Source organism: Pseudomonas sp. DCA-1 (assembly GCF_046523955.1).
GTDB classification, from domain to species: domain Bacteria; phylum Pseudomonadota; class Gammaproteobacteria; order Pseudomonadales; family Pseudomonadaceae; genus Aquipseudomonas; species Aquipseudomonas putida_Y.
The window spans coordinates 5,659,234-5,672,326 of the sequence record NZ_CP169881.1; the positions used below are offsets into that span (position 1 = coordinate 5,659,234).

14 protein-coding genes are annotated in these 13,093 nt (G+C 62.6%); 5 read left to right on the forward strand and 9 right to left on the reverse strand.

The features are described from left to right. Positions 1-54 precede the first annotated feature (54 nt). Positions 55-1,284 carry a phosphoglycerate dehydrogenase gene (gene serA, locus ACE4QZ_RS26520; RefSeq protein ID WP_014592761.1) on the forward strand — a complete coding sequence of 410 codons (1,230 nt, stop codon included), beginning with the start codon at positions 55-57 and terminating at the stop codon, positions 1,282-1,284. 46 nt (positions 1,285-1,330) lie between these two features. On the opposite strand, the gene ACE4QZ_RS26525 is transcribed toward serA, so the two are convergent. Continuing rightward, the gene (locus ACE4QZ_RS26525; protein WP_103469592.1) at positions 1,331-1,807 is read right to left on the reverse strand and encodes a DUF4399 domain-containing protein; all 477 of its coding nucleotides are present in this window, start codon (positions 1,805-1,807) and stop codon (positions 1,331-1,333) included. Between the two features lie 223 nt (positions 1,808-2,030). On the opposite strand from ACE4QZ_RS26525, the gene ACE4QZ_RS26530 reads away from it, so the two are divergent. Beyond that, positions 2,031-2,519, forward strand: coding sequence for a transporter substrate-binding domain-containing protein (locus tag ACE4QZ_RS26530; protein ID WP_021783573.1), 489 nt, complete (start codon positions 2,031-2,033; stop codon positions 2,517-2,519). 104 nt (positions 2,520-2,623) lie between these two features. Here ACE4QZ_RS26530 and ACE4QZ_RS26535 read toward each other — a convergent pair whose 3' ends face one another. Both ACE4QZ_RS26535 and ACE4QZ_RS26540 read right to left on the reverse strand, forming a co-directional pair. Beyond that, positions 2,624-3,127 (reverse strand): DUF523 domain-containing protein, encoded by a 504-nt coding sequence (locus ACE4QZ_RS26535; protein WP_084850188.1) that lies wholly within the window; start codon positions 3,125-3,127, stop codon positions 2,624-2,626. Continuing rightward, positions 3,114-3,746 (reverse strand): 2OG-Fe(II) oxygenase, encoded by a 633-nt coding sequence (locus tag ACE4QZ_RS26540; protein WP_028697547.1) that lies wholly within the window; start codon positions 3,744-3,746, stop codon positions 3,114-3,116. The genes ACE4QZ_RS26535 and ACE4QZ_RS26540 overlap by 14 nt, the downstream gene beginning before the upstream one ends. A 113-nt stretch (positions 3,747-3,859) precedes the next feature. Here ACE4QZ_RS26540 and ACE4QZ_RS26545 point away from each other — a divergent pair, with 113 nt between their 5' ends. After that, positions 3,860-4,612 (forward strand): DUF2059 domain-containing protein, encoded by a 753-nt coding sequence (locus ACE4QZ_RS26545; RefSeq protein WP_021783570.1) that lies wholly within the window; start codon positions 3,860-3,862, stop codon positions 4,610-4,612. Here ACE4QZ_RS26545 and ACE4QZ_RS26550 read toward each other — a convergent pair whose 3' ends face one another. After that, the gene (locus ACE4QZ_RS26550; RefSeq protein WP_021783569.1) at positions 4,613-5,539 is read right to left on the reverse strand and encodes an alpha/beta hydrolase; all 927 of its coding nucleotides are present in this window, start codon (positions 5,537-5,539) and stop codon (positions 4,613-4,615) included. A gap of 142 nt (positions 5,540-5,681) precedes the next feature. Here ACE4QZ_RS26550 and ACE4QZ_RS26555 point away from each other — a divergent pair, with 142 nt between their 5' ends. Beyond that, the gene (locus tag ACE4QZ_RS26555) at positions 5,682-6,251 is read left to right on the forward strand and encodes a DUF6436 domain-containing protein (RefSeq protein ID WP_103469591.1); all 570 of its coding nucleotides are present in this window, start codon (positions 5,682-5,684) and stop codon (positions 6,249-6,251) included. Here ACE4QZ_RS26555 and ACE4QZ_RS26560 read toward each other — a convergent pair. After that, a complete protein-coding gene (locus ACE4QZ_RS26560; protein WP_084850185.1) occupies positions 6,230-6,796 on the reverse strand; it encodes a sugar O-acetyltransferase in 567 nt (188 codons plus the stop codon). The two genes, ACE4QZ_RS26555 and ACE4QZ_RS26560, sit on opposite strands and share 22 nt — an antisense overlap. Positions 6,797-6,882: 86 nt before the next feature. Here ACE4QZ_RS26560 and ACE4QZ_RS26565 point away from each other — a divergent pair, with 86 nt between their 5' ends. Then, complete coding sequence (locus tag ACE4QZ_RS26565) at positions 6,883-9,246, forward strand: penicillin acylase family protein (RefSeq protein ID WP_279934618.1); 2,364 nt, start codon at positions 6,883-6,885, stop codon at positions 9,244-9,246. Positions 9,247-9,455: 209 nt separating this feature from the next. On the opposite strand, the gene ACE4QZ_RS26570 is transcribed toward ACE4QZ_RS26565, so the two are convergent. The 4 genes from ACE4QZ_RS26570 to ACE4QZ_RS26585 form a co-directional block, all read right to left on the reverse strand. Next, on the reverse strand, positions 9,456-10,241 hold the full coding sequence (locus tag ACE4QZ_RS26570; RefSeq protein ID WP_021783565.1) for a MetQ/NlpA family ABC transporter substrate-binding protein: 786 nt from the start codon (positions 10,239-10,241) through the stop codon (positions 9,456-9,458). A gap of 175 nt (positions 10,242-10,416) precedes the next feature. Further along, positions 10,417-11,247 (reverse strand): sigma 54-interacting transcriptional regulator, encoded by an 831-nt coding sequence (locus tag ACE4QZ_RS26575; protein WP_021783564.1) that lies wholly within the window; start codon positions 11,245-11,247, stop codon positions 10,417-10,419. Positions 11,248-11,311: 64 nt separating this feature from the next. Beyond that, complete coding sequence (locus tag ACE4QZ_RS26580) at positions 11,312-11,893, reverse strand: alpha/beta hydrolase (protein WP_275966661.1); 582 nt, start codon at positions 11,891-11,893, stop codon at positions 11,312-11,314. Positions 11,894-12,102: 209 nt separating this feature from the next. Continuing rightward, positions 12,103-13,092 (reverse strand): sulfate/molybdate ABC transporter ATP-binding protein, encoded by a 990-nt coding sequence (locus ACE4QZ_RS26585; RefSeq protein ID WP_021783562.1) that lies wholly within the window; start codon positions 13,090-13,092, stop codon positions 12,103-12,105. Position 13,093: the final 1 nt, after the last annotated feature.

The following is a 13,093-nucleotide window of genomic DNA, read 5'->3' on the forward strand; positions in this document are numbered from 1 at the left end:
TCGCGCCTGGCATCACCCCTCGCCATTTTATCTCCGGGATACAGGTTTACGCAGATGAGCAAGACTTCTCTCGACAAGAGCAAGATCCGGTTCCTTCTTCTTGAAGGTGTGCACCAGAACGCGGTCGATACCCTCAAGGCCGCCGGCTACACCAACATCGAATACCTCACTGGTTCGTTGCCGGAAGCCGAGCTGAAGGAAAAGATCGCCGATGCCCACTTCATCGGCATCCGTTCGCGCACCCAGCTCACCGAAGAGATCTTCGACTGCGCCAAGAAACTGGTCGCTGTCGGCTGCTTCTGCATCGGTACCAACCAGGTTGACCTGGAAGCTGCCCGCGAGCGCGGTATCGCCGTGTTCAACGCGCCATACTCCAACACCCGCTCGGTCGCCGAGCTGGTTCTGGCCGAAGCCATCCTGCTGCTGCGCGGCATCCCTGAGAAAAACGCCTCCTGCCACCGTGGCGGCTGGATCAAGAGCGCTGCCAACTCGTTCGAAATCCGCGGCAAGAAACTGGGCATCGTCGGCTACGGCTCGATTGGTACCCAGCTTTCGGTACTGGCTGAGAACATGGGCATGCAGGTGTACTTCTTCGACCCGCTGACCAAGCTGCCACTGGGCAACGCCGTGCAGGTCACCAGCCTGAACGAGCTGCTGGGCCTGGCCGACATCGTCTCGCTGCACGTGCCTGAGTTGCCATCCACCCAGTGGATGATCGGCGAGAAGGAAATCCGCTCGATGAAGAAGGGTGCGATCCTGATCAACGCCGCCCGTGGAACCGTTGTCGAACTGGACCACCTGGCCGCGGCCATCAAGGACAAGCACCTGATCGGCGCCGCCATCGACGTGTTCCCGGTCGAGCCACGCTCCAACGACGAAGAGTTCGAGAGCCCGCTGCGCGGCCTCGACAACGTGATCCTGACGCCGCACATTGGTGGTTCCACCGCCGAAGCCCAGGCCAACATCGGCCTGGAAGTGGCAGAGAAACTGGTCAAGTACAGCGACAACGGTACTTCGGTGTCTTCGGTCAACTTCCCGGAAGTGGCCCTGCCAGCGCATCCAGGCAAACACCGTCTGCTGCACATTCACGAAAACATCCCCGGCGTGCTCAGCGAGATCAACAAGGTCTTCGCCGAGAACGGTATCAACATCTCCGGTCAGTTCCTGCAGACCAACGAGAAAGTCGGTTACGTGGTAATCGACGTTGACGCCGAATACTCGGACCTTGCGCAAGAGAAACTGCAACAGGTCAAGGGCACCATCCGTTCCCGCGTCCTGTTCTAAGTCTCGGTGCAGCATGAAAAAGGGAGGCCCTGAAGGCCTCCCTTTTTTATTTCACTTCAACCGTGATCTTCTTCGACTCGACGCTAGGCTTGAACGGCACATGATACTGGTCACCCAGAATCAGTTGCAGGGTGTGCTTGCCCGGGGTCAGGGTAATGCTGGTTTCGGTCTGTGCCTTGCCAAAGTGCAGCACTTGCGCCCCCGCCGGCAGTGCGACGCCGGCCTCTGGCATCAGGCTGGTTGGCAGTGGCATGTCAGCCACCGGCTCTTTGTCGACATCCACCAGCAAATGGTGGTGCCCGGTGTGCGGCGTTTGGTCACCCGCAGGCTTGAGGCCCATACCCTCGATACCGAACTTGACGGTGAAGGTCTTGTCGACCGTGGCACCATCGGCGGGGGAAACGATGAAGACCTTTGCCTCCTTGGGCGGCTCCTGGCTCTTCAGGGCGTCTGCGGCACTGGCGAACACCGACGCTCCCATCAGCAGACCGGCAACGGCAGCACGCGAAAATAGGCTGTTCATTCACTTCTCCTGTGATTCACTTATTGACCGCAGCCTGTAATCCAAAAGCGGCGGTAGTTCACCTTAGTTGAAATAATCGCCAAGGTGTTCACATTGCCTGACAGAAATATTTCCGTCAGGGTTAAACAATGCCAAGGCTTGAAGGTCATAGGCTGCGCTCGATCACGGCGAGGAAGAAAGCCGTGGCGATCGTTTTCAATCTGCTAAAAGAAAAGGGGCATACATGCGTTCGACCATAGGGGTACTGCTGGCAGTACTGATCAGTCCATTGGCTCAGGCGGAGCTGATCGACGAAATCGCCGACCGGGGCGAACTGCGCATTGCCGTACAGGCCGACAACTCGCCGTACGCTTTTAAACAAGATGACCACCTGACAGGTTTCGACATCGAATTTGGCCAGGCCCTGGCCAAGGAACTGGACTTGCGCGCCGAGTTCGTCGAAGCTCCAGCTGCCGAAGTGCTGGCGGGTGTCGAGAGTGGCAAGTACGACATCGCACTCACCCCGTCGAGTGAGTCGCTCACAGGCGGCGGCCCACTCGATGTGAGCCGGCCGATTGGCGAGAAGAAACTGGTGATCCCGTTCCAGAAGGACAACCCAGCTTTTGAAAGCGCCGTAAACAATGCGTTGCAGCGCTTGAAAGACAGTGGCCGGACTGCCGAACTTGAGCAGAAGTGGTTCAAGGGTGTGCAGGAGACTGCAGCCGGGCAGTAAGGTCTTCTTTGCAACCTGTACCGGTCTCTTCGCGGGTAAGCCCGCCTTGGATACAGTGCGATCCCTGTAGGAGCGGGTTCACCCGCGAAAGGGCCAGCACAGGTTCAAACAGATATATCACCCAAAGCACGCTGCGCCTGGTCCAGTTCCAGCTCGCTGAACACCTGCACCCCCGCCCGCCGCAGCAACGCCGTGGTTACCCCTTCTCCGGCCACCTTCACACCACTGAAGGTGCCATCATAGGTCAACCGGTTGCCACACGAAGGACTGCCAGACTTCAGCACCGCTACGCGAATGCCATGCCGGTTCACCAGTTCCAGCGCCAACTGCGCACCGGCCAGAAACTCGGCACTGACATCTTCCCCCGTCACCGTCAGCACCTGCGTGTTGCCATCCAGCACTGCGCTGCCCTGCCCTCCCGGTATCTCCGCTGGCGGCCGCGGTGTCGGCAAGCCGCCGGCTACCTCTGGGCACAACGGCACCACGCGCCCTTCGGCCTGCCACTGCTGCAACAAATCGGGATGACCGCTTGCCCGGCCGTCATAGCGTACTGGCTGCCCCAACAGGCAGGCGCTCACCAGCACCTTGGGCATATCAGAACGGGTCATTGCCACGCCGCCTGAACCAGCCGGTCAACGACAGCCGCTCGCGCCCGGCCGGCAATACTTCGTGAGGCACTTCGCCCGACAGGAATACCACCAGGCAAGCGGCCACTGGCTCGACATCGTGCTCGACACCGTTGGCCAGGAACATGCGCAACTGGCCACCGTCATGCGGCTGCCAGCCTTCATTGAGGTAAAGCACCGCCGAGACCATGCGCCGGTCATCGTCGCGGAAGCGGTCCAGGTGCCGGCGATAGAACGCCCCCGGTGGGTACAGGGCAAAGTGGCATTCGAAGTCTTCCAGGCCCAGGAACAGGCCTTGGTTGATCGCCAGGCGCAGCTGGTCCATGGCCGCCAGGTACTGGTCGCAGGCCTCGGCCTGCCCCGGGTCAATCCACTGGATCTGGTCACCGCGAATGGCTTCGCGCACCTCCTGGGTAGCACCGCGCCCAACCCCTGCGGGGTTAAGTTCGCCTTCGGCATCACGGCGCCGGCACTCGGCTGCCAGCGCGCGTACCAGGTCGGCAGGCAGAAAGTGCGCCTGCTGGGACCAGCCATGGGTGGCCAGATCGTCGACGACGGCCGCAAGCATCGGGTATTCAGGGGAGATGTGCATGGCGCGCATCATATCCATTCGCCCTGTCGCCGCACAGCGCCACTTGGCCGAGAAACACGCGGATATCTCGACAAACCGGCGCCGGGCCAAGGACAATAGGCCCCTGCCGACAGGAGTCCTGAATGCGCCGTCTGTTTTCCCTGATTCTGCTGATGATCTGTACCATGCCTGTCTGGGCAGACAACCTGGATCAACTGTACAAGGCTGCCGGCTGGCCCGACCAGCGCGCCCACTTCAACGATGCCCTGACCGCCGCCCAGGAGCGCTACCGCAACAGTTTGCCTCCTGCCGTGTACCAGGCGCTGGTCAACAACAGCAACCAGCGCTTCCAGGCCCAGGCAGTGGACCGTCGCGCCCAGGCCAAGCTGCGTGCCACCCTGGCCAACCCGGCACCGGCCCTGGCCTTCTTCCAGTCGCCGTTGGGGCGCAAAGTGGTGGCGGCCGAGCTCAAGGCCACACGCAAGGACGAACTGGCCAAGAACGCCAAAGGCCTGCCCAAGATCCAGGCAAGCGACGATCGTCTGCTGGTCATCGGCCACTTGGCCCAAGCCCTGCCTGCGCGTGAAGCAGGCGCTGAAGTCAGCCTTGCCATCGCCGGTGTCGCAGCCGACAGCCTCAGCTCGATGATCCCCGGCCTGTTCGGCGGCGGCCAGGCCCAGAGCCTGCTGGATGGCCAGCGCCAGCGGCTGATGGGGCAAATTGGCGAAGACCTGAACAACACCCTGCTGTACGTCTACCGCGACCTGTCCGATGCCGAGCTGGAAGCGTTCGCCACCTTTGCCGAGTCGCCCGAGGGCAAGGCTTACTACCAGGCGGCCCTGGCCGCTGTGCGCGCCGGCCTGGCGGTTGGCCAGAGCGCCAACGACCTCAAGTGATCAGCCCAGGCGCTGGTTGATGAAGTCGAAGTAGCGCTGACGGATGCCCGGCAACTCGTTGGCCAGGTGGTGACGGGCCTCAGGCAGCATCAGTATCTGCGGCTCGGCAAACTTGGCCTTGAGCACTTCGAGGTTATGGGGCCAGTCCACCGTACCATCCGCCTCCCCCTGCACGATCAATGGCCGCCGCGCACTGCGCGGCGCAGCCTCGATGCGTTTGACCCAGGCGATCAGTGCGCCTACCCAGGCCGTTGGCAGGCGACGCGGTTGCAGCGGGTCGGCCTCCAGGAACGGCAGGAAGGCCGGGTCGTTGGTGTTCTCACTGAAGCGCCGTTCGATGCCATTGACGAAGTGGCGCAGCACGCAATAACTGAACTTCGACCAGCGCCATGAACATGGCCGCACCAGCGGGGCCAGCAGGATGATCTGGCCATCGACGGGGCTGCGCGCGCCCTGGTGCAGCAGATGGTCCACGGCAATCGCCCCTCCCGTACTCTGCCCACAAAGGTGCCACGGGTGCGGCAGTTGCAGCGTGTGCGCCTGTTCGAACAAGGCCTCCAGCACTTGCTGGTACACCGCGAAGTCATTGATGCTGGCCCGCTCGCCGCTGGACAGGCCGTGGCCGGGCAGGTCACAGCTGATCACGGCGAAACCCTGCTTGAGTGCCCACTCGATCACATGTCGGTACAGGCCCATGTGGTCGTAATAGCCGTGCAGCAGGAACAGCGTCGCGCTTGGCTGCTCGGGTAGCCAGGCCTGCCCGACCAGGTCGAACCCCGCCGCCTGGAAGCCGCCCAGCCAGCTGTGTGCCGGCAGGTCCAGGCCATAGAAGCGCTGGTAGTCCTGCGCTTGTGCCGACAGCGGCTGGCGAGCAGTCAACGGCGCCAGGCTGGAGCGCAGGCGGTCAGGGTGAAAGGCAGGGGGCATCGGGGTACATCCACATCGAGCAAGTATTGATCTGGAATCTTCAGCTCTGGCCGGCGCCATGGCAAGCTTGCTCACCTCGAACAACCAGCATCGATCCAATTGCGGGAGCGGCCTTGTGTCGCGAAAGGGCCACCGACTCTTCATGAATAGCCGAATCATCAAACCGCTGTGCACGGCAACCGCCTTGTTGCTCGGCGCCGTAATCCTCTGGCAGGCCTACAGCGCCTTTCAGGCTCGCTACCTGCGCCCGTTCGGCAACCAGGCCACGCTGTTCGACGGTAGCCAATTACAGCTACCTGCCGAGCTGGCCGGTGTTGGCCCTATCCGCGTGGTGCATTTCTGGGACCCGGCCTGCCCATGCAACGTCGGCAACCAGCAGCACCTGGGCGACCTTGTCAGCCAGTTCGCAGGCCACGACGTTACCTTCCATGTGCTGCAAAAGCCCGGCAGCCACGGCCAGCTACCGGCCAATATCGGCAGCTTGCACCCCATCACCCACCTGCCCGGCAGCGAGCAGCTGCCTGCCTCTCCTGCCGTGGCCATCTGGGACCGGCAAGGCCGCCTGGCTTACTTTGGCCCGTACAGCGAAGGCGCCGTGTGCAACGCCAGCAACAGCTTCATCGAGCCAATCCTCAAGGCTTTGCTCGACGGCCGTCAGGTCAGCGCCTCCAATACCCTGGCGGTGGGCTGCTACTGCCCTTGGTCGGGCTGACGGACCCTCGCCGGGTTACCCACCACCGTCGCGCCCGCAGGCACATCCCGGGTCACCACACTGCCGGCGCCGACGATGGCGTTATCACCGATGCTCACCCCTGGCAGGATGATCGCCGCACCGCCGATCCACACGTTGTCGCCGATGGTCACCGGCCGCCCACTCTCCAGCCCGCTGCGCCGCACTTCAGGATCGAGCGGATGGTCGGCGGTGTAGATCTGCACGTTGGGGCCGATCTGGCAGTCGTCGCCGATACGCACCGGCACCACGTCGAGGATCACGCAGTTGAAGTTCATGAAGGTATTGCGGCCAACGCTGATGTTGTAGCCATAGTCGCAATAGAACGGCGGGCGAATCACCGCGCCTTCGCCAACCTGGCCAAAGTGTTCCACAAGCAGCCCGTGGCGTGCGTCGTTGAGCAGTTCGACACTGTTGTTGTAGCGATGCATCCAGTGCTTGTTGGCGATCTGCTCGGCCTGCAGTTCAGGGCAGCCAGCGTGGTAGAGCTGACCGGTGAGCATTTTGTGTTTTTCGCTGAGGGACATGGAAACTCCTTCCTGGGGCTATGCTCTGTTCGCGAATCCGCCGATGATCGGACCACATTTTCCGTTTGAATGCACAAGGAGTCTGAATGAAGCGCAGCCTGACCCTGCTGGCGGTGGTAGTCACCGTGGCCGCTGGCGCCGGTTACTGGTACGTGCAGGGCAAGCTGCCGCAGCGCGAGGGCGAGGTCGCCGTTGCCGGTCTGCAAGCCCCGGTCAGCGTGCGCTACGACGCCCGCGGCGTGCCACACCTGCAGGCACAGAGCGAGCCGGACCTTTACCGTGCACTGGGCTACGTGCATGCCCAGGACCGGCTGTTCCAGATGGAGATCCTGCGCCGCCTGGCCCGGGGCGAACTGGCTGAAGTGCTCGGCGACAAGCTGCTGCCCACCGATACCCTGTTCCGCAGCCTGCGCATACGCGAGCAAGCCGCGCTGATGGCCAAGCGGCAGGATCCGCAGGCGCCGGCATGGCAGGCCCTGCAAGCCTACCTCGATGGGGTCAACAGTTGGCAGGCCAGCCACCCCAAACCCACGGAATTCGACCTGCTCGGCATCCCCCCGCGCCCGTTCACCGCCGAGGACACGCTGAGCATCGCCGGCTACCTGGCCTACAGTTTTGCCGCCGCGTTCCGCACCGAGCCTGCTCTGACCTACATCCGCGACCAGCTTGGGCCTGACTACCTGAAAATATTCGATCTTGGCTGGCAACCCGAGGGCGCGCTGGGCACGCCACTGGCCGCCGCCGACTGGCAAAGCCTGGAAGCACTTGCGCGCTTAAGCCATGAGGCGCTGGGCGACGCCGGCATCCCGCAGTTCGAAGGCAGCAACGCCTGGGCGGTCGCGGGTAGCCGCACCCGCAGTGGCAAGCCGTTGCTGGCTGGCGACCCGCACATCAGCTTTGCCGTACCTGCAGTGTGGTACGAGGCCGAGCTGTCAGCGCCCGGCTTCAACCTCTACGGCTATTTCCAGGCACTCAACCCGTTCGCCCTGCTCGGCCACAACCGTGACTTTGGCTGGAGCCTGACCATGTTCCAGAACGATGACGTTGACCTGGTCGCCGAAAAGACCAACCCCGCCAACGCCGATCAGGTGATGGTCGATGGCCAGTGGCACACACTGGAAACGACCGAACAGAAGATTGCCGTCAAAGGCGAGCAGCCGGTCACCATCAGCCTGCGCCGCTCGCCCCACGGCCCGATCGTCAACAACGTGCTGGGTAATACCTCCGGCACCACGCCAATCGCCATGTGGTGGGCATTTCTGGAAACTGAAAACCCGATCCTCGACGGCTTCTACCAGCTCAACCGCGCCGACACCCTGGGCAAGATGCGCGAGGCCGCCGCCAAGGTTCACGCGCCCGGGCTCAATTTTGTCTGGGCCAATGCCCGTGGCGATATCGGTTGGTGGGCAGCGGCAAAGCTGCCAATCCGCCCCGACGGCGTCGACCCGGCGTTCATCCTCGACGGGGCCAGCGCGCAGGCCGACAAGCTCGGTTTCTACCCCTTCAGCGTCAACCCGCAGCAGGAGAACCCGGCCCGTGGCTATATCGTTTCGGCCAACTACCAGCCACCGGCGGCGGTGCCGATACCGGGTTACTACAACCTGCCCGACCGTGGCCGCCAGCTTGATCGTCACTTGGCCAACCCAGAGGTGAAATGGGATACCCAAAACAGCCAGGCATTGCAGCTGGACACCGCCAGTGACTATGGCCCGCGTACCCTTGCCCCGCTTCTGGCAACCCTGCGTGCAGTGGCCGAAGGTGACGAAGAGAAAGAGCTGGTCGAGCAACTGGCAGCTTGGGCTGGGGACTACCCGCTCGATTCGACCAGCGCCACGCTGTTCAACCAGTTCCTCTATGAACTGGCATTCGCGGCCCTGCATGACGAGCTGGGCGATACCTGGTTCCCGGTGCTGATCAGCACCCGCGTGATCGACGCCGCCTTGCCACGCCTGGCAGCGCAAGCCGATTCACCCTGGTGGAACACCCGTGGCGGCAGCCAGCGTACCGACCGTACCGCCGTCGTGCGCATGGCCTGGCAGAAAAGCCTGAAGCATCTGCGTGACACACTGGGCCGCGATCCGGCCAGCTGGCAATGGGGCAAGGCCCATACCCTGACCCACAACCATCCGCTTGGGGTGAAAAAACCGCTGAACCTGCTGTTCAACGTTGGGCCATTCGCCGCACCCGGTACCCATGAAGTGCCGAACAACCTCTCGGCGAAGATCAGCTCTGCGCCATGGCCGGTGACCTATGGGCCGTCGACGCGGCGGCTGGTCGACTTTGCCGATGCCGGGCAGGCGCTGACCATCAACCCGGTCGGGCAGAGTGGCGTGCCGTTCGACCGACATTACGCGGACCAGGCTGAGGAGTATGTGCAGGGGCAGTATCAGCGGGCGCAGATGGGGGTGATTCCGGCGCAGAGTACCTTGCGATTGGTGCCAGGGCCGTAAGGGGCTGCCTTGCTCAAAACCCAAAAGTTTGCGCGAGCACTGTGGGGATTTAGCCGCGAACACCGGCGCAGCCGGTGCCATGCACCGCGTTGGATTCTTCGCGGGTAAACCCGCTCCCACAGGGATCGCGCCAGCTTTCAGAGATCCCAGCAATGAAAACGCCGACACAAAGGTGTCGGCGTCGGGTCATGCAAGGTGAAGCAAGCGCATCAGAACGCCGGCAGCACCGCACCTTGGTACTTCTTGGCAATGAATGCCTTGACTTCCGGACTGGTCAGGGCCTTGGCCAGTTTCTGGATGGCCTCACTGTCCTTGTTGTCAGGGCGGGCCACCAGGAAGTTCACGTAGGGCGAATCGGAACCTTCGATCACCAGTGCATCTTTAGCCGGGTTCAGGCCAGCTTCCAGGGCGTAGTTGGTGTTGATCATGTCCAGGTCGACCTGGTCCAGCACACGGGGCAGCATCGCCGACTCAAGCTCGCGGAACTTCAGCTTCTTCGGGTTCTCGGCGATGTCCTTGGGGGTGGCCAGGGCATTCTTCGGGTCTTTAAGGGTAATCAGGCCGGCCTTCTGCAGCAGCAGCAAGGCGCGGCCGCTGTTGCTGCCCTCGTTAGGGATGGCAACGGTTGCGCCTTCTTTCAGCTCGCTCAGGGCCTTGACCTTCTTCGAGTAACCACCGAAGGGCTCTACGTGTACACCCACCACGGTTTCCAGGTGGGTGCCCTTGCCTTCGTTGAAGTTCTGCAGGTACGGCAGAGTCTGGAAGTAGTTGGCATCCAGACGCTTCTGGTCCACCTGCACGTTCGGCTGTACGTAATCGGTGAAGACCTTGATCTGAAGGTCCACGCCTTCTTTTGCCAGGGTCGGCTTGATCAGTTCAAGAATTTCGGCGTGCGGTACCGGGGTAGCGGCAACCACCAGTTTCTCGGCAGCAGCGGCCAGGCCGGAGAACGACAGGGCAGCAGCCAGGGCAGTGGTCAGCAGGGTCTTCTTCATGGTGGTCCTTGTTCTGAATCTGGGCCATCGACGATGGCAAATCGGGTGCCCAACCGGTTCACCAGTGGGCTTGAGGCGGACGATACCCAAATTTTTTATTCCGCAACAATATCTTTTACTTAGCTGCTTATTCCAAAAACACAATGCCAGCATTCTCTTTACCCATGAGCGATGTCTAACGCGCGGGGTCAGGCAGTTCGAGATCCTCTGGCAGGATCTCTTCGCCGTCATTGACCAGCAAGGCAAAGTGGATGACGTTCTCCAGTTCGCGGGTATTGCCCGGCCAGAAATGCGCCTCCAGCACCCGCTGCGCCGCCTCGCTCACCAAGGGCAGTGGCCGTTGCAGGCGCACGCTGTAGATGCCCACGAAGTACTCGGCCAGCGGCAGGATATCGCCCGGCCGCTCGCGCAGCGGCGGCAGTTCCAGCGCGCCCTCGCGCAGATACTGGTACAGGCGTTCGTTGAAGCGCCCTGCACGTACCACACGGGCCAGGTCGATGCTGGTGGCGGCGACCAGACGCACGTCAACCGGCTGTGGCTGCTGCGCACCCACCCGAGTGACCTCGCGGTTTTCCAGGGCCGCCAGCAGCTTGTCCTGGATGGCCAGCGGCAAGTCGGCAATCTCGTCCAGGTACAAGGTGCCGCCGCTGGCCGAACCGAACCAGCCGGCGCGGCTGCTGGCCGTACCGCCATGGGTGCCAGCGCTATAGCCAAACAGCTCGGCATCGGCATAGGTGGGGCTGATGGCCGCGCAGTTGACCGACACGAACAACCCTCCACGGTCGCTGGCACGGTGGATCTGCCGAGCCAGCAGCTCCTTGCCGGTGCCGGTCTCGCCTCGGATCAGCACCGGCAAAGGTTGTGGCGCCAGGCGCTCAAGGTCCTCGCGCAACTGCTGCGAGCGCGGGTCGATGAACACCAGCGCCTTGGCACGAATGCTCAGCGGGCTCTTGTCCAGCTCGGGGAAGGTCAGCAGCGGCTGGCCGAAGGGGTTGTGAAACGTCATGACGAACTCCCGCCCCAGGCCCGTGATGGCCAGGCGTCAGGCAAAGGGTGAACAGTAAGGTCGATCAGGCGCGGCGCAGTGCGTGCTGCTCGATCCGGCTCTGCAAGCGATACAGGTAGGCGAAGCCTTGTTCCCAGCGCTCATGACCGGACTTGACGTTGATGTGCCCCGCGTTGCTCAGCAAACCTGCTTCGGCGTTCCATGCCTGGGCCAGGTACAGCGCCCTCGGCACGCTCACGGCCGGGTCGTTGTCCGAGCTGACGACCTGGCTGGGGAACGGCAGCACCTCGGTAGGGATCGGCGCAAAGTTGCGCAGCACTGACGCGCAAGTGGGCCGTTCGACATCTGCCGGCGCCACCAGCAGTGCACCACGCACCTGCCGCAGCAAGGCCGGGCTTGCCTGCGCTGCCCAATGGGCGACAGTGATGCAACCAAGGCTGTGGGCAATCAGGATCACTGGCGAGCGCTCGGCGGCAATCGCCTGCTCCAGCGCGTGCACCCAGTCCTGCCGCTGCGGGGTGAGCCAGTCGTCCTGTTCGACCCGGGCACTGTTGGGCAGGGTGCGCTGCCAGTGACTTTGCCAATGGTTGTCTGGCGACCCTCGCCAGCCCGGCACAATCAGGTAGCGAATCGAGTCATTGCGCATGGGGACGCCTCCAGTAAGTTTGCGTGCTTGGAGACAAGTATAGGGTGGGCGATATATTCGTAAAGGAATAAGAAGATATTTATTAATTCTTTAATGGCATAAATAACAGGCGGCGGTCGCTCTCTCGTAAGGGCTGCATACCCGCCCCGTCCACCTTTCACGTAAGAAAAACCCGGGACCATGCCCGGGTTCTCTTAACCTTATGCGACTCAGATATCCGCTACCTTCTGCCAGACCTTCGGCCGGAAGAACAACGTTTCCCCCCGCGCCAGCCCGGTCAGGCTGTCATGGTCTTTCACCACCTCGGCCTCGATCAGCTCGCTCTGCCCTTCCACCTTCAAGGTCACCCGCGTGGTCGCGCCCAACGGCCGAATGTCGCGCACCTCGGCCGCGTGGTGCCCTTCGGTCTCATGCCGCGACAGCGATACCTCGTGCGGGCGGAACAACACGTGGTGGCCCTCGCTCAGGGCAAGGCGGTTGGAGTCCCCCAGGAAGTGGTAGACGAAATCGTTGGCCGGCTGATCGTACACCTCGCCCGGCGAGCCGATCTGCTCGATCACGCCCTTGTTCATCACCACGATGCGGTCGGCTACTTCCATGGCTTCTTCCTGGTCGTGGGTCACGAAAACCGACGTCAGGTTTATATCCTCGTGCAGCCGCGCCAGCCAGCGACGCAACTCCTTGCGCACCTTGGCATCCAGCGCACCGAATGGCTCGTCCAGCAGCAGCACCTTCGGCTCCACCGCCAGGGCCCGGGCCAGGGCGATACGCTGACGCTGGCCACCGGAAAGCTGCTCAGGGTAGCGATCGGACAGCCAGTCCAGTTGCACCATGTTCAGCAACTCATGCACCTTCTCGGCAATCTTGCTCTCGCTCGGGCGCTCGCCCTTGGGCTTCATGCGCAGGCCGAAGGCAACGTTGTCGAACACGCTCATGTGGCGGAACAGCGCGTAGTGCTGGAACACGAACCCGACGTTACGGTCACGCACGTCATGGCCGGAAACGTCCTCGCCATGGAACACGATGTTGCCCTGGTCCGGGGTTTCCAGGCCGGCAATGATGCGCAGCAGGGTGGTCTTGCCACAGCCGGACGGGCCGAGCAAGGCCACCAGCTCGCCGCTGTTGATGTCCAGGTTGATAGTGTTCAGGGCCTGGAAGCTGTTGAAGCGCTTGCTGACGTTACGAACTTCGATCGACATG